This window comes from Mucilaginibacter gossypii, assembly GCF_017569325.2.
GTDB classification, from domain to species: domain Bacteria; phylum Bacteroidota; class Bacteroidia; order Sphingobacteriales; family Sphingobacteriaceae; genus Mucilaginibacter; species Mucilaginibacter gossypii.
Map to the genome: position 1 here is coordinate 3,704,508 of NZ_CP071878.2, position 16,019 is coordinate 3,720,526.

Sequence of the window (16,019 nt, forward strand, 5' to 3'; positions counted from 1 at the left end):
TGCCTGTTCTTTTAATTCGGGTTTAAGCTGGATTAGCTTTGTACGGTAACGGTTGGGTCCCAGTAATAGTAACCAAATAATACCGGATTATCAACGCCCCGCTGGCGCACATAAAGTGCAAACTGCACGTTGTATTGTTCGGTGCCTTTGCTAATTACAGTAGCCTGGTTAAACCAAAAATTTTGAGTAGAAAAGCCAACCGGAATAGCGGTACCATTAATTGGCAAAATGCCTGTGCGCGTATATACATTGAAAGTTTCACCATCAAATACTACATCCTGCGCATACCATGCTAACTTGTAAATAACTACAGCCGAATCAAAGTTACCGTACTCTGATACTGCATACCAGCGTATAACATCACCCACATCAGCTTTGATGTTAAGGTCGGCGCCGCCAGATCCGGTCATGGTATTACCGCGGGTAGCAACCATATACATATAGTTATGCGGCAAACCTGTTGGATTGTTAGGATCCTGACTTGGGTTTGGATAATCGGTAGTAATTGCATCGGTATCGATAACTACCTGGATGTTGATGATCTCCTGCGAGGTGGAGACAAATTCACTGTTAATTGCCATGACTAAAAAGGTTATTAGGATAAATAAATGTCCCTACTCTTTAAAGGATTTTCGGGTTAGCTCCTTTGATCAGAGCGAACAGAACCGAAGCGCTTCTTAACCGGTTTTTCTTATTCGCTTATCACAATACAAACCTCCGCTTATTTAAACAGGCTTATTAGAGAAAAAATACCGAATAAAAAAAATAAGTATTTATACGTATACAAACCATAAAAACACCCTTTCACACTATTTCACACCTACTAACTTTGCGGTATAGGAAAATCAGCAGAAAACGAAGCGAACAATAAATAATTAGTGAGAAATTTTTTCACAGTAGTATAAATAATTTCTCACTTATATAATTTATTATTACCAACATAAAATACAAACAATACAACTATATTACCTGCATATTAAACCTATTATATCATGAAAAAACGACCTTTTAACTTATTCAGACCAATCGCTGCCGCGATTACTATTTGCTTGTTTTTTGCCATGACTTCATGCAGGCAGGCTACCAAATTTGCCCAGGTAAAGTACACCGCTACACAGGTTAATCACTGGCTCGACTCGGCCAAAACTGACAATTTCGTTTTTCAGTTTTACAGCCCCCAGATCGATGACGTTAAAAAGCCATATCAGCTTGTATCATATATTCTGGATACAGCCGGAGGCTATCTTAACCCGATGCATCCCGATACACTGGCTATTACAAAAGATACGCTGGTTAACTTAACCGGCCCGGTGGTTTTAGGCAATACGTATCTAACCAAAAAAGCTATTATGGCGATTATCTCAACCGATAGCGGAAAAAAACGTGATTATGACTTCCTGGTTTTTACTCCTAAGATCATAGCTTCCAACCAGCACCTTGTATACGCCATCAGCCTTATAAAAAACGGTGTACCTATTGATTACCGCGACTCAGACACCGGGGATGTTGATTCAAATCCATCACCTCCGGCAAAAATGTAATAGCGTTACAAAACTGCTGCAAAGTGGAACAGCTAATGAAAGGTATATCTGACTGGTCGGAGGTTTGGGCGTTGCTCATTCCCCTGGCCATTCTTTGTTTGAAGAAAAAACAACCAGTTTTTAACAAACCTGTTGTTATATATTTATGGACAGCGCTGGCAATTAATGTAACTATTGACGCCATATGGAAGCTTAAAACAATTTTACCGCATCCATACAACACCAATAATTATCTGTATAATATACACTCCATAATCAGGGTGTTATTATTCAGCTCTTTTTTTATAAAGTTAAACCAGCAGTTTTTGTCCAAAACAAAAAGGATAGCGCCGTATATTTTTTTAGGGTTTGTACTTATCAATTTCATCTTTTATCAAAATTTTTTTGATTACGGACAATTGAGCAGCAGATTACTATCGTTTGAAGCGGTAATTATGATGTTTTATTGTATGCAGTATTACCTGTTTAAAATAACCGACGATGAAGAACCCAGTAAGAAACAGCCCGACTTTTGGATAGTAACCGGCCTGGGTATTTACTACACTGTAAACTTTTTCATTTTTTTGCTCTACAATGAACTCACGCTGCGTCTGCACAACTTTGCCATAAGCCTGTGGAACATCCACAATTTCACCTATACCATTTTATGTGTATTTATAGCGAAAGGGTTATATGAAACAAACGAATGATGATATCAGGCTCCTGCTCTTTATGGGCATTGCGGTTATGCTTTCCTTATTCGCAAGTATATTGCTCATTTTTATATTTTTTCAGCGTAAGAAATACCAGTATCAGCAAAAAATACAAAGGCTGCATCAAACCCAGCAAAACCAGTTGATAGAGGCAGCTGTGCGCAGTGAAGAAACTGAACGTCATCGTATTGCCGAAGAGCTGCATGATGAAGTGGGCGCCATTTTATCGGCATCAAAGCTGCATCTACAAGGAGTAAAGATCAACGTTATTGATAAAAACAATGAGCCGAGGTATGAAAAAGGACAGGAGCTGCTTGACATGGCCATTAAACAGGTGCGTGGTATTTCGCACAATTTGCACTCCAGTATTCTGAAAGAGTTCGGGCTAAATGAAGCAATCAGGCATTTTGTTGAGAAAATAACAAATAACGACCTCATATTTATTACCACCGATCTTGATGATTCATATACAACCCAGGCTAATGAAAATGATATTAGCATATACCGCATGGTGCAGGAGTTAATGAACAATATACTTAAACATGCCAGACCTAAAAAAATACATATCACATCAACTTATAACCACGATGCTTTAAACATTAGTATTTTTCATAATGGGAAGGGGCTTAGCCATGCACAATATGAAGAACTGAAGTTTAATAAACAGGGCCTTGGCCTCAAAGCTATCCAAACCCGCATCATTTTGCTGAAAGGCGAGGTATCATTCAATCACAAGCCCGAGGGATACTACATTAATATCAGCATCCCCCGAACAATTACTATTTAACCATTATAACAATCAAAAATAAGGCGATGAAACCTATTAAAATTGCCATAGCCGATGATTATACCATATACAGGGACGGCCTCAAAATTGGACTTACCCAGGATGAGAACCTGGAAGTAATGCTTGAGGCCGGCGATGGTGAAGACCTGATAAAAGGCATTGAAACCAATATGCCCGATGTAATTATCATGGACCTTAAAATGCCTGTTATGGATGGCATGGAAGCTACCAAACACATTAAAAAGAAGTATCCTGATATGAAAATTTTAGTGGTGACGATGTACGATGACGAAAAGTTCGTAATTCATTTAATGGAGATTGGCGCCAACGGGTATCTGCTAAAGAACGCAGAAGCTGAAGAAATCAGGAAAGCGATATATTCGGTACACGAAACAGGCTATTACTTTAACAATATAGTAAGCAACGCACTTTTAAAGAAATTGGTGATAAAAGGTAATATCAAACCATCCTTTAAAGAAGGCGTTGAACTCACCGAACGGGAACAGGATGTACTGAAATTAATTTGTGCCGAAAAAACTGCCAATGAAATGGGCAAACAACTATTCCTTAGTCCGCGCTCGGTTGAAGGGATCAGGCAGCGCCTGATAGATAAGGTGGGCGTACGCAATACCGCCGGGCTGGTAATGTTTGCTGTAAAGAATGGGATAATATGAGGCTCTTTTAAAATTAGCCATCGCATTTTGCACATCCTCTTAAAACAAGACCCGTTTATTAATAAACACACAAAATAAACGCTTAAAATAAACCTTAAAAAGTATAATTAATCTTTTCGCTTAACAAAAAACATGATTTATCATTGTTAAAATCATATAAATCAATAATTATATAAAAATTCATCAATTAAAATTCATTGTTTTGATAAAAAATACAATTTTCATTGATATTTTTACAACAAAACATTGACTGATTGATCAAGATTTGAATGAAAAGAAATATCCAGTGCGATAATCAAACCTGTCTTTTATGTAAGGGCTGTATAAAAGAGTGGCTGCCTGCAATTGCAGCCAACAAAAAAAACTTTAATGTAAAAAAAGGACAGGTTATTTTCAGTGAAGGCGACCCGGTGAAAGGAATTTACTTTGTTTATGAAGGCAATGTAAAAGTTCATAAAAAATGGGGGCCGGATAAAGAACTTATTATTCGCTTTGCCAATAAGGGTGCCATTTTTGGTCACCGTGTGTTGGGTAAACATGCCACCCACTACCCTATTTCGGCAACAGCGTTGGAAGCAGGTATTATATGCTACATTGATATGGAGTTTTTTGAAGCTACTTTAAAAGTAAACCCTCAGTTTACCTACCAGCTAATGTTATTTTTTGCCGACGAACTGCAGGAGGCTGAACGCAAAATGCGTAATCTCGCGCATATGCCGGTAAAGGGCCGCGTTGCCCAGGCACTCATAAGCCTCAAAAATCAGTTTGGTACAAACCCGGAAGGCCATATTGATGTAGAACTTACCCGGCAGGACCTGGCTTCATACGCCGGCGCCACTTACGAAACCGTTTTCAGGGTAGTTAACGAGTTGTTACAGGAAAAACTGATTAGCACAAATGGCAAAAAGATCAGTATTATCAATCATGATAAACTTTTTCTTTTAACTCAGGATGATGAGTTGTAAATGGGATAATTACTTCGAAATATTATTATCCTTTTGCCTTAAATGGGTTTATTATTTTTAGCTTTTTTGGGATAAAAATCATGAGGCGTAAAGCAGAATATTGGTGTCGATTGCGATATTATTCATAATCATTAGCTTCACCCCTGTCAAACCTATACCCATTATTCAAGGTAAATTCATTTAATCTGTCGCTCAAATGATCAACGATTTTTTATATAGGCTCAGTTTCTCTTTAAATTAACGACAATCATTTTTAACATTTAGATAATTATCGGCAGCCAGCCCTCACCCAACCAAATTCCGTACTTCAACCGGCGATAACGATGTTTGCTTTTTAAAGAAGTTTGAAAAATGCGACAACTGCCCGAAGCCCAGGCTATAGGCTATTTCCGATATATTCCAGTCGGTTTGTTTGAGCAGGATGCGGGCCTCCTGGATGAGCCTGTTGGCTATATGTTCGGTGGTTGTTTTTCCGGTGCTTTCTTTTAATACCTTATTGAGATGGTTACTATGAACAGCGAGCCTGTCGGCGTAGTCTTTAGCAGTACGCAGGATCACCTTTTGATCGGGTGACGCTATTGGAAATTGCCTTTCAAGCAGCTCAATAAACAGGGATGATACTCTTGCAGATGCATTATGACTGTTATTATAATTGGTAAAAGGCTGCAATTTTTGGCCATAGTGAATCAATTCCAGCACATAATTTCTGATCAGATCATACTTGTACAGATAGTCTGATGCTATTTCCTGCTGCATCTTCCTAAAAACAAGTGTGATCTCCTCTGCTTGTTCATCAGTAAGCATAAACACAGGGCACCCTCCGGGACTAAAAATAGGCAATGAATCCAATATTACCCCACTTTTTGATTGCACCAAAAATTCATCAGTAAAAATACAGAAATAGCCAGACTGTTCCATATCCTGTGGTTTCCAACTGTAAGGGATTTTTGGGGTACCAAATACCAGCGCATTTTTTTCAATATCGATCACCTTATCAGCATACTCAGCTATGTTTCGGCCCCTTACCAGGTTTATCTTGTAATATAGCCTGCGATTGTAAGGCACATGGGTAGGGTCTTTTTTTACTATAGCGATGATGTCGCTAAGGTTAAATACATTAAAATGCCCTATCTCCTTGTTGATATCAGCCGGAAGCAGGTCTCCCACCGTGCTGTTGGTACGCTCGGCGGCATTTTTATAAAAATCTTCTACTGTTACCGTTTTCATTTTTTTGCTTTGATGAGCTACACAAACTTAATGATAACTACATCACTATTTGCTTCTGGTAAATCAGTTCTTACAAAACTCAAACAAAAGTTTTGCAGTATATCAACACTTTATATTTTCCGGAGGCAAAACAAACTTAATACATAAAAGAAATGTTATTTGAATTTGATAAATACCCATTAACAGATGATAAAAGAAGCCGCCTCATAATTGACTTACGAGGCGGCTTCCTTCTATATAACACCAGTATTAATAACCCGGGTTTTGGTACATCTTAACAGGGTCAAGTTTGTACTCATCAAACGGAATCGGGTAATAACGATCTTTAGTGGTAAAGTTTGCCAATGAAGCCAAACCAAAATCAGTTTGTTTTTTTGCTTTGAAGTAAGCTACCAGATCTGCATCGTTAAAGGTACGCAACAAATCGTACCAGCGGTGATGCTCAAAAGCAAGCTCAACACGGCGCTCATGCAAAATAGCCAGCTTTAATGTTGGGTATTTGGTGGCATAATCACTGTTAGTCATTGATACAGCATAAGTTGGCATACCTGCACGTGTGCGTACCTGGTCAAGGAAGCCGATAGCAGCAGCCTGGTCGCCAAGGTAGTTATTAACTTCGGCCAGGGAAAGGATCACATCAGCATAGCGCATCAGGATCCAGTCGTTACCGCCGTAGCCATTTACGCCGGCGCTGGTGCTCACATCCCTGAATTTAGTAACAAACCAGTCTTTCACAATAGGATCATTGGCATATTTAACAGAGAAAGTCATGCGGGGATCGTTGGTTTCATACTCATTAATCAAATCATGAGTAACATTATAACCAGCACCTGATGATTTTTTTTGCGAGTTGATAGTCTCACCCTTCGCCTGGAAATTAGCCGCAATTGAAGAGCTATAATTAACATCACCCTGAATATTTACTATCTGGAAGATTAACTCCGGACATGTTGTTTTTTTTGCGACATCAAAAACATCAGTATAAGGGATGCTGTTTAGCGTGCCAAAAGTACGCATATTATAAGCATTCATTAGATATGTTTTGGCATTGGTAAGGTTAGTTGTACGGTTAGCCTGATCCTGGGTAGTTGCCATAGTAAGGTACACCTGACCCAACAGGAAATTAGCAGCCGCTTTTGAGGCTCTGCCGGTAGAAGCTTGCAGGTTAGGGAGCGGGCTGTTATTGATAACATCTGTCAGATCGGCCACTATCTGTTGATAAACAACGGCCTGCTTTTCGCGGAAAGTAGCTGCAGGCAATTCAGCATAAGATAATTGCTTAGTAACCAACGGTACATCCCCCCAAAGGCGCACCAATTCAAAATAAGTAAATGCACGTAAAAATTTGGCTTCGGCAATGTATTGCAACTTTACACTATTATCCGGAAACGGCACAGCATCAATATGCGACAACACCACGTTAGCGCGGGTAACAGTACCATAAAGCGATACCCAATGACTTTTAAGATAGGTATTGCTTGGCAGTATCGAAAAATTACCAAACTGAAAAGGTTCGCCTGCGTTTGACTGGTTATCCTGAGTACCGGTGTCATCCGAACGCTGATCTGTCCACAAATCACTGCTTTCGCCTACATTATTGCCACTGCGTAACGATTGATAAATACCGTTTACAGCCAGTAACACATCATTAGGGGTTTTATAGCTGGCATCAACCGTTATAGCGTTGGGGTCACTCTCATTTAAAAAGTCTTTTTTACAAGACGGGCTTATCGCCACTGCAACTGCAAGGCAGGCAATGGCTACAAATTTTTTATTCATCTCAATATCTCTTTAAAAAATTCATTAAAAAGTAACATTAACACCTAAGTTATAAGATCTAACCAGCGGGTAAGTACCATAATCGATACCCGGGGCCAGATTGGCAGGCTGAGTATTGTTTGAAGCAGCGCCTGAATAGTTATAATCCACATCGGGGTTATAACCTTTATACTTGGTGATGGTAAATGCGTTCACAACGCTGGCAAAAACGCGTGCTTTGCTCAAGCCTAAAGTTTGCTGCAGGAAGGCAGGCAAGGTATAACCTAGAGTAAGGTTGGTACAACGCAGATATGAGCCGCTTTGCAGGTAAAAAGTTGATAAACGGGTACTGTTACTTTGCGTACCGGCACGTGAAGCACGGTAAAATGAACCGTCCCCTGGTTCAGCTTCGTTACGATAACGTTGTGCAACATTAGCATACTGATTACCGGAACCCTCCCCATTGTACAAATAATAATCCTGGCCGTCAAGTATCTTATTACCATAAGAACCGTTGAATGAAGCACCGAAGTCAAAACGTTTGTAAGTGCTGTTAAGGGCGAAGCCGTAAGTAAATTTAGCATATGGTGAACCGATAATGGTTTTATCAGCATCATTCACAACACCGTCTTTATTGGTATCAACAAACCAAAGGTCGCCAATTTTGGCAGGGTTGGTTTGAGAAGCTGATGGAGCAGTTTTACCATAGTTAGAAGCGTTGATTATACCACCAACCTGGAAACCGTAGAACATACCGATAGGCTGGCCCTGGGTAGTTATACTGGTAAGGTATGAACGCTCGGCACCGTTGATGATGAGGGTATTTTGAGCAGGCAGTTTAACTACTTTGTTGCGGTTTAATGAAATATTACCGCTCGCGCCAAATGTAAAATCCTTTGTATTAATTATCTTACCATCTAACTGCAAGTCAAAACCGGTATTACGGATCCTTGAGTCGTGCAGATTAGTTAAGATAGTAGTACTGCCGGATATTGCCGAAATTGGCTGATTGTACAAAAGGTTATATGAATAACTTAAATAATAGTTGGCGATAACCTGTAAACGGCCGTTAAATAAACCAATATCGGCACCAAAGTTATATTGTGAGGTTGTTTCCCAGCTTAGCTTAGGATCCTTTAAACCGCCGGCGTATGTAGCAGTAGCAATACCACCGTTTAACACTGCACCAACCGGGCTGGCCAGGGTTTGTGCGATAGCGTAGTTAGGGATATTGAAGTTACCACTTTTACCCCAGCTTGCACGGATCTTAACTGTTGACTGTTCGCCAAGGAAATTGTGATAGAAAGACTCGTCAGAAAGGTTCCAGCCTGCGGCCACAGAAGGGAAATAACCGTATTTATTTGCCGGTCCGAAACGAGAAGAACCATCGGCACGAAACGATGCGGTTAAGAAATATTTACCCGCATAGTTGTAGTTTGCACGACCAAGATATGACAATAACGTATAAGTACTTTTAGAAGCCGAGTTTAAACTAAAGAAGGCTGCATCGGCACCTTTACCTGAAAGTTCTGGTACATAATCACTCTGAAAACCGTTTGCTTTTACACTGATGTAATCGCTGGTTGTTTTTTGCGCAGTGTAACCGGCTAACGCATCAAAGTGGTGTTTACCAAATTGTTTGGTATAATTCAACGTAAACTCAGCCAACCTGTCAACGTTAACAAGGTTTGATGCCTGTGCATTGGCCGCCAGTATTGACTGCTGAGATCCCGGAGGGAACGCACCACTGCTTATCGTGGTTGGGTAGTAGTAATCGTATTTTTCGGTATAGGTTTGTGTACCAAGGTTGGTTTTAAAATTAAAACCAGGCAAAATATTATAAGTAACGTTTGCATTATAAGTGCTACGGTAACCCTTTCTATTAATTTTAATACGCTCGGCAAGTGCTACAGGATTTTCGATGCTCTGATAGCCGTATTGTGATGAACCGGCAGCTTCTACGTTGGTTTGTAAAGAGCCATCTGCATTATAAGCAGGCAGGTAAGGCATATAAATCAGGGCGCCAAGGATTGGGCTATGATCAAAGCGGCCTTCCTGTGTTTCCTGGTTGGTGTTTTGAGTATAAGCTATGTTTGCACCAATATGGATACGTTTACTGACATCACCATCAATATTTGTACGAAAGTTAACACGTTGCTGACCTGTTGATTGAATAATACCTGGCTGGTTTTGATACGCACCGCTTACATAATAACGAATACCATTCGATGCTCCTGAAAAAGACAAGGTATGTTTCTGGAAAAACGTGTTGCGGTAAAGCTCGTCCTGCCAATCGGTATGTACTGTTTGTTTAATAGGGGTTTGTGAAGCAAAATCATATAAGCCGTTAGGAATGCTCACACTGCCCGAATTACCAACGTTAGTAACGCGGGTTACGTTGTTATCCGAATACATGGCATCGTTCCAGGTATGGCCTGAATTAACCCAAAGGTCATGATAAGCGTTGTTACGTCCGTCGATAACCAGCAGTGCTGCCTGATCGGCGTCAAGCAATTTTACTTTGTGGGCAAGCTGATCAACGCCGGTCTGTACATCATATTCAAAACGGCCTTTACCTTCTTTACCTTTTTTGGTAGTGATCAATACTACACCGCCAGATGCGCGTGAACCGTAAATAGCGGCAGATGCAGCATCTTTCAAAATGTCGATGCTTTCGATGTCATCAGGGTTAATGAAGATATCATTACCGGCCGGATAACCGTCAATTACATATAGGGGATCAGAGCTGGCATTGAATGACCCAACGCCCCTTACCCTGATTTTAGTGCTTGTATATGGTGCACCGCTGGTTTGAGATACTTGTACACCTGATACTTTACCGGCAAGGGCCTGTCCTAACGAAGGAGCGGAGAGATTAAGGTCACTGGCTTTAACGCTGGCAATAGAGCCGGTAACATCACTTTTACGAATAGACTGGTAACCGATGGCTACCACTTCGTTAAGCATGTTTGATTTTGGTTTCATCTTAACATTAATGTTTGATGAACCGCCAACAGTTATTTCCTGCTGCTCATAACCAATAAAGTTAAAAACCAGCACGGCGCCTTCATCGGCCGAGATGGTATATTTACCGTTTGTGTTAGTTGCGGTACCCTTATCAGTCCCTTTGATCCGAACTGATACACCGGGTAACGGAAGATTAGTTTCGTCGGTAACAATACCCGTGATTTGGGTTGCGTTATATACTATATTTTTTACCGAAGCATTTGAGATAAAAGGTTTTAGCAAAACCAGTAAAAACAATACAGGAATTAAAAAAAACCTGCTCAAAAGATTTGGGTTAATCTTTTTATTCATATTTTTAAAATTGATTGTTGAAAGAAATGACTTAAAGCCTTGGACCGCTTTTGAGTTATTTGACAATTATCCCGGACCGGGTGAGTGTTAGCGCATTCACCGGTTCTTAGTTTTATCGCCGGGCCCGATGTTAAGTTGAAGTTATGTTACATAGGCGATATTTTTAAAGACATGAGCCAAAGATTAATAATTTAATTATTATTATTGCACTATCATTAAATAATATTAATATAGAGTTATTAATATTGTAATAATGACAGCAAAGCTAAACCTGTTATCTTAACCAAAGGATACCTTAGTGTTAAATTTACATTAAACAAAAAATAGAAAAACACCTGCCTCTTTGCAGGATTTTTTACTTTAGCCCATTGTTTAATACTACCATGAAGTAGTGGTAAAATTCACGTTATTTTTCCGTGAGGAGGTTACGGCTATCCCTTTCTCACCACCACCGAGCAGGGAAAAACCTTCCAACTCATCGCCTCTGTCAATACTATCAACCTGGCTTAGCACCACCTGTTTACCGGCTTCAATTGATTTTTTAAGATCAACATAAGTAAACCGCCATTGCCTGCCCTCAAGCTTATTCTGAATCAGCACTAAAATGCCTTTATCAGCCTTCCAAAACAAATTTTGTACCCAGGGTGTACATGTAAATTTTTTGTAAAGCACACCAGGTTCCTTAGTGCTTTTGGCCTTAGCCAGCTTTTCAGGGTCGTATAAACGCACTTCGTTGCCATGATCGCCATAATCGGCAGTGGCTACATACCACTTATTATTATATTTTACATATTCCGGACGGGTGCCCTGGATACAGGCATCATCCTCAATGGTATTAATTAAGTTACCATCAAGCGTACCGGTTTTAAGCAAGCCTTTCCAGTTTACATTATAAATAACCGCTCTCCACTGGCTACCCGCCGCATTCAACCGGATAGAGTTGCCCATAAAAGTTGGGCCTCTATCATTGTTATAGGCTATGCCGGTAGGGTGGTTAATAATATCCTGCCCGTTTTGGGTTAGCTTATATTCCTTATGCAGATATACCAGGCCGTCATTTTCCAGTTTAAACTCCCGGATCATTCCAACTTCCCTGTCACCATATAAAAATATGCGGCCGTTTTGGTACGAAATGCCCTGGCAGGCACCCAACGAGTCGATTGTTATGGCACGGTTAAGTTTATGATCAATCGTGCCGGTGGTGATGCTGCCAATGCCTAAAATAGCAGCTATTATAGTTAAAGTAAGCTTTTGCATAAGTTTAAATAAAGTAATTACATTAGTGATCAGACGATAACTTTAAGCTTTTCGCGTTCTGCCTTCAGTTTCTAACGGGGGTCAAGTGGTTCGTCAGGGTCAATTTGTTTGGCTTCTTCAACCGGGTAATATTCAACTTCGGTTTCGGAGTTACGCTTGGCCAATTTGTATGGCACATAATTCAATTCCTTTTGGCAGCGGTCATCCATATTCATTATAAAATCGGTTTGTGATTTATCGGTTACCACAATGCCGGGCTTATCGGCAGGGATACCATATTTATAAAGCAATCTCGCGCTGTTACGCATATTTGTTGTGGTATGACGTGCATGAGGTTCAATGATGATCACATTTTCAGGAATGTGAAGGGTTTTTATTAAATAAACCTTCATTTCCTCGGCTTCATTATACTTTGTTTTATATGGATGCACATTGCCGCCCGATACAATGATAAATGGGGCTTTGCCCGCCTTATATTCCTGTACCGCCAGCCTGCAACGCAGCATCCCCTCTCCGCTCAATGGCGATGTCAAATTATCCGGACCAGCACCGGGTACAAGAATATTTGAATAAGGATAATCGGCCCATTTAATGGTTTTTACACGTGTTACCGCGGCCTTGTTTGCGTTTAGCTCCATCGGCTCGTAATTGGCAGGATCATGCCTTTCGTTGATCTGCAGATAGAGCAGGGCTGCTTGCATAGCGGGTTCGAAAAACAGCTTTGTTCCTTTAATATCGCCTAACAATGTAGCGGAGGCATCGTACATCAGCGTGAAGTATGCCCTCGATTTAATATTGTAGCTGATAGAGTCTATTTGCGGATAATTAGGCTTTTTACCTTCAGCATAAACGCCAATAGTATAATTGATACTACCTGCGTCCTGCTCCCATGCTTTTATAAGCAATTGCTCTGGCGATAGTTTTTTATACAAGCTATAAAAGCCTGATGGGAGCAGTTTCGATTTAACCATCCTGTTAAGCGCATTGGCTGTTTTATATAACACTTCAAGCCGGTCGCTTACGGTTTTGATGTCATCATCAGTTAGTTTTACAGCAGTTACTAAGCACGCCGCGTCTTTACAATCAGTAAGAGAAGTGCTAAGGGCGCTTAGCTTTTTCTGAGTGAGCTGTGCCAGTTCAGGATCGTTTTTAAGTAAATTGCTTACTTCGGCATCCTGCTCAAATAAAGCCAGCAGGCCGTAGTTTTTAATCTTTACATAATCTGTCGGGGCATTTTTAACAGGGGCCTGGGTTTGCGCTAAGGCACTTATGCCGCCTAATCCAAGCATAGTTAGTAGCAGGAGTTTTTTCATTGAGCTGTTTTTTAACAAGGCGCAAATAACGCCTAAGCAGATAAACTCAAAGTTAACTACCGGTAACTTTCCTCTTACAAAACAGGCCAAATTTTGATTTAAATTAAGATATACCATCTTTGGGTGTAAAAAATCCATATCAAATTTGATATTTGCAAAAGCTGATAAATCTTTCAAACTTCATCTATGGAAAATGCTGCCTTATTAAAAGCCATTATTGAAAATGCTATCGATGGCATTATTACTATCGATGAACGGGGGATAGTCGAATCTATTAACCCATCGGCCTGCAAGTTATTTCAATATGAACCTCATGAAGTTATCGGAAAAAATGTATCGATGCTGATGCCCCAGCCTTACAGGCAGGAGCATGATCATTATATCAATCGATATCAAACTACCGGTAAACCGCATATCATTGGTATAGGTCGTGAAGTAACAGGCTTACGTAAAGACGGCACCCAATTCCCGTTCAGACTTGGGGTTAGTGACGTAAATTTTTCGGGCCGTAAAATATATGCCGGCTTTATACACGACCTTAGCCGTGAGAAGGAAGCTGAAGATAAGCTGAAGGAATACACATCACACCTGGAGGAAGTGGTAGAGGAACGCACTCTCTCCTTAAAACAATTTGTTCTTGAACTGCAAAAAACCAAGGAGGAAGTAAGCCAGTCCCTCGAAAAAGAGAAAGAGCTGGGGCAATTGAAAAGCCGTTTTGTATCCATGGCATCGCATGAGTTTCGTACGCCGCTAAGCGCTGTTCAATTATCAGCCTCGCTCATCGATAAATATGCCGAGCCTTTGCACAGCCTGCAGATCAGCAAGCATGTTAATAAAATTAAAAATGCCGTTGGCAACCTCACTACCATTCTGAATGATTTTCTCTCGCTCGAAAAACTGGAAGCCGGGCGTATTGAACCTTCATACACCAGGTTTGACCTGGTCAAGCTGGCCGAAGAGCTAACTGAAGAAATGCAGATTATGGCCAAGCAAAATCAAAATATCCTTTATCAGCATACAGGTACGGATAGTATGGTTTACCTCGATATTAACCTGCTCAAAAACTGCATCATCAACCTCATCACAAATGCCATCAAATATTCGGGCGAAGACAGCTTTATTGAATTTAGTACTGAAATAAATGCTTCCGGCTGTTCCATTACCGTAAAAGATAATGGCATAGGCATTCCTGAAAGTGACCAGAAGCATTTATTTGAGGCATTTTTCAGGGCGCACAATACAGGCAATATCCCCGGCACCGGTTTAGGCCTTAATATTGTGGCCCGGTACACTGCCCTTATGAACGGCAGGGTTGATTTTCAAAGTAACGTAAACGAGGGTACTTCATTTACCATTTCATTTTCCACATCATGAACCAAAAAATCCTGATCATCGAAGATAACAACGATATCCGCGAAAACGTGGTAGAAATACTGGGGTTAGCCGGTTACACGGTATTTGAAGCCGATAATGGTAAAACCGGTATTGAACTGGCTGTTAACAACCTGCCCGATGTAATACTTTGCGATATCATGATGCCCGAGCTTGATGGTTATGGCGTTTTATTTATGCTGAATAAAAACCCCGAAACCGCCGCCATACCTTTTATATTTTTAACCGCAAAGGCCGAACGGATTGACCAACGTAAAGGCATGGAAATGGGTGCGGATGATTACTTAACCAAGCCTTTTGATGATATTGAACTGCTGAACGCCATTGAAAGCAGGCTCAGGAAAAAAACTGCCCAGCAAAGCTTTTATAGTCAATCTCTCGAAAATCTAAACTCAATTGTATCGAAGAACAGCGGTCTCACTGAACTTAAACGTATTATTAGCGAACGCAAGGTGCGCCTGTTTAAAAAAGACCAGGTAATTTATTACGATGGTGATAAGGGGAATGGCTTGTACCTGATATTGAAAGGCCGAGTCAAAACCGTTAAACTGGCAAACGATGGCCGTGAGCTGATGACCGCCATCCACTCTGCCGAGGAATACCTTGGGGTAAATGCCATGCTCTCGAACGAGGCTTACACAGATACAGCAACCACCCTGGAGGATAGCCAGCTGTGCCTGATCCCGAAAGACCAACTGGATAACCTGCTCAATTTATATCCAGATATTGCGCGTGAGTTTATCAAACTGCTTTCTAATCATATCCGCGACAGGGAAGAGCAATTATTGCAGCTTGCGTATAACTCAGTACGAAAAAGGATGGCCGATACCCTGGTGCGACTGCATAAACAGCAGGGTGTGGATTTCAAAATTTCGCGGGAAGACCTTGCTGCTATGGCCGGTGTGGCAACTGAAACTGTGAGCCGTACCCTTACCGATTTTAAAGATGAAAACCTAATCGATAAAAAAGGAAGCCAGATCACCGTGCTTTCGCCCGAACGGCTGGCCAAAATGAAAAACTGACCGCTGCTATTTTTAGATGATCCTGCTCATTCCCTAAGCAATGGCTTGATTACAACAAACCATTTGCACCCTT

The 16,019-nt window shown here is 40.8% G+C and carries 13 protein-coding genes; 7 read left to right on the forward strand and 6 right to left on the reverse strand.

The features are described 5' to 3' along the window. Positions 1 to 32: 32 nt before the first annotated feature. Positions 33 to 581, reverse strand: a complete 549-nt coding sequence (locus J3L18_RS15650) for an inclusion body family protein (protein ID WP_091163093.1) — start codon at positions 579 to 581, stop codon at positions 33 to 35. 411 nt (positions 582 to 992) lie between these two features. Between J3L18_RS15650 and J3L18_RS15655 the strand changes: the two genes are divergently transcribed. From J3L18_RS15655 to J3L18_RS15675, 5 genes are all read left to right on the forward strand, one after another. Beyond that, positions 993 to 1,541: a hypothetical protein gene (locus J3L18_RS15655; protein ID WP_129569397.1), complete on the forward strand. Its 549-nt coding sequence runs from the start codon at positions 993 to 995 to the stop codon at positions 1,539 to 1,541. A gap of 35 nt (positions 1,542 to 1,576) precedes the next feature. Beyond that, positions 1,577 to 2,230 (forward strand): hypothetical protein, encoded by a 654-nt coding sequence (locus J3L18_RS15660; RefSeq protein WP_129569396.1) that lies wholly within the window; start codon positions 1,577 to 1,579, stop codon positions 2,228 to 2,230. Continuing rightward, positions 2,214 to 3,020 carry a sensor histidine kinase gene (locus J3L18_RS15665; protein ID WP_091163090.1) on the forward strand — a complete coding sequence of 269 codons (807 nt, stop codon included), beginning with the start codon at positions 2,214 to 2,216 and terminating at the stop codon, positions 3,018 to 3,020. Before J3L18_RS15660 ends, J3L18_RS15665 begins: the two co-directional genes overlap by 17 nt. Before the next feature lie 26 nt (positions 3,021 to 3,046). Further along, positions 3,047 to 3,694, forward strand: coding sequence for a response regulator transcription factor (locus tag J3L18_RS15670; protein ID WP_090523305.1), 648 nt, complete (start codon positions 3,047 to 3,049; stop codon positions 3,692 to 3,694). Between the two features lie 269 nt (positions 3,695 to 3,963). After that, a complete protein-coding gene (locus J3L18_RS15675; protein WP_091163089.1) occupies positions 3,964 to 4,659 on the forward strand; it encodes a Crp/Fnr family transcriptional regulator in 696 nt (231 codons plus the stop codon). A gap of 285 nt (positions 4,660 to 4,944) precedes the next feature. Here the strand turns inward: J3L18_RS15675 and J3L18_RS15680 are convergent, their stop codons facing one another. From J3L18_RS15680 to J3L18_RS15700, 5 genes are all read right to left on the reverse strand, one after another. Continuing rightward, the gene (locus J3L18_RS15680) at positions 4,945 to 5,886 is read right to left on the reverse strand and encodes a helix-turn-helix domain-containing protein (protein ID WP_129569395.1); all 942 of its coding nucleotides are present in this window, start codon (positions 5,884 to 5,886) and stop codon (positions 4,945 to 4,947) included. 249 nt (positions 5,887 to 6,135) lie between these two features. Next, complete coding sequence (locus J3L18_RS15685) at positions 6,136 to 7,665, reverse strand: RagB/SusD family nutrient uptake outer membrane protein (RefSeq protein ID WP_129569394.1); 1,530 nt, start codon at positions 7,663 to 7,665, stop codon at positions 6,136 to 6,138. 24 nt (positions 7,666 to 7,689) lie between these two features. Then, a complete protein-coding gene (locus J3L18_RS15690; RefSeq protein ID WP_129569393.1) occupies positions 7,690 to 10,962 on the reverse strand; it encodes a SusC/RagA family TonB-linked outer membrane protein in 3,273 nt (1,090 codons plus the stop codon). A gap of 378 nt (positions 10,963 to 11,340) precedes the next feature. Continuing rightward, positions 11,341 to 12,219, reverse strand: coding sequence for a hypothetical protein (locus J3L18_RS15695; RefSeq protein ID WP_208102431.1), 879 nt, complete (start codon positions 12,217 to 12,219; stop codon positions 11,341 to 11,343). 71 nt (positions 12,220 to 12,290) lie between these two features. Then, entirely contained in the window at positions 12,291 to 13,532 is a 1,242-nt protein-coding gene (locus tag J3L18_RS15700) for a YdcF family protein (protein WP_129569392.1), read from the reverse strand. A gap of 186 nt (positions 13,533 to 13,718) precedes the next feature. Here J3L18_RS15700 and J3L18_RS15705 point away from each other — a divergent pair, with 186 nt between their 5' ends. Beyond that, positions 13,719 to 14,906, forward strand: a complete 1,188-nt coding sequence (locus J3L18_RS15705) for a PAS domain-containing sensor histidine kinase (RefSeq protein WP_129569391.1) — start codon at positions 13,719 to 13,721, stop codon at positions 14,904 to 14,906. Continuing rightward, positions 14,903 to 15,946, forward strand: a complete 1,044-nt coding sequence (locus J3L18_RS15710) for a response regulator (protein ID WP_129569390.1) — start codon at positions 14,903 to 14,905, stop codon at positions 15,944 to 15,946. Before J3L18_RS15705 ends, J3L18_RS15710 begins: the two co-directional genes overlap by 4 nt. Positions 15,947 to 16,019: the final 73 nt, after the last annotated feature.

Excerpts from the sequence above, each read along its gene's own strand:
- J3L18_RS15650 (WP_091163093.1), bottom strand. The coding sequence starts at position 581 with ATGGCAATTAACAGTGAATTTGTCTCCACCTCGCAGGAGATCATCAAC.
- J3L18_RS15655 (WP_129569397.1), top strand. The coding sequence starts at position 993 with ATGAAAAAACGACCTTTTAACTTATTCAGACCAATCGCTGCCGCGATT.
- J3L18_RS15660 (WP_129569396.1), top strand. The coding sequence starts at position 1,577 with ATGAAAGGTATATCTGACTGGTCGGAGGTTTGGGCGTTGCTCATTCCC.
- J3L18_RS15665 (WP_091163090.1), top strand. The coding sequence starts at position 2,214 with ATGAAACAAACGAATGATGATATCAGGCTCCTGCTCTTTATGGGCATT.
- J3L18_RS15670 (WP_090523305.1), top strand. The coding sequence starts at position 3,047 with ATGAAACCTATTAAAATTGCCATAGCCGATGATTATACCATATACAGG.
- J3L18_RS15675 (WP_091163089.1), top strand. The coding sequence starts at position 3,964 with ATGAAAAGAAATATCCAGTGCGATAATCAAACCTGTCTTTTATGTAAG.
- J3L18_RS15680 (WP_129569395.1), bottom strand. The coding sequence starts at position 5,886 with ATGAAAACGGTAACAGTAGAAGATTTTTATAAAAATGCCGCCGAGCGT.
- J3L18_RS15685 (WP_129569394.1), bottom strand. The coding sequence starts at position 7,665 with ATGAATAAAAAATTTGTAGCCATTGCCTGCCTTGCAGTTGCAGTGGCG.
- J3L18_RS15690 (WP_129569393.1), bottom strand. The coding sequence starts at position 10,962 with ATGAATAAAAAGATTAACCCAAATCTTTTGAGCAGGTTTTTTTTAATT.
- J3L18_RS15695 (WP_208102431.1), bottom strand. The coding sequence starts at position 12,219 with ATGCAAAAGCTTACTTTAACTATAATAGCTGCTATTTTAGGCATTGGC.
- J3L18_RS15700 (WP_129569392.1), bottom strand. The coding sequence starts at position 13,532 with ATGAAAAAACTCCTGCTACTAACTATGCTTGGATTAGGCGGCATAAGT.
- J3L18_RS15705 (WP_129569391.1), top strand. The coding sequence starts at position 13,719 with ATGGAAAATGCTGCCTTATTAAAAGCCATTATTGAAAATGCTATCGAT.
- J3L18_RS15710 (WP_129569390.1), top strand. The coding sequence starts at position 14,903 with ATGAACCAAAAAATCCTGATCATCGAAGATAACAACGATATCCGCGAA.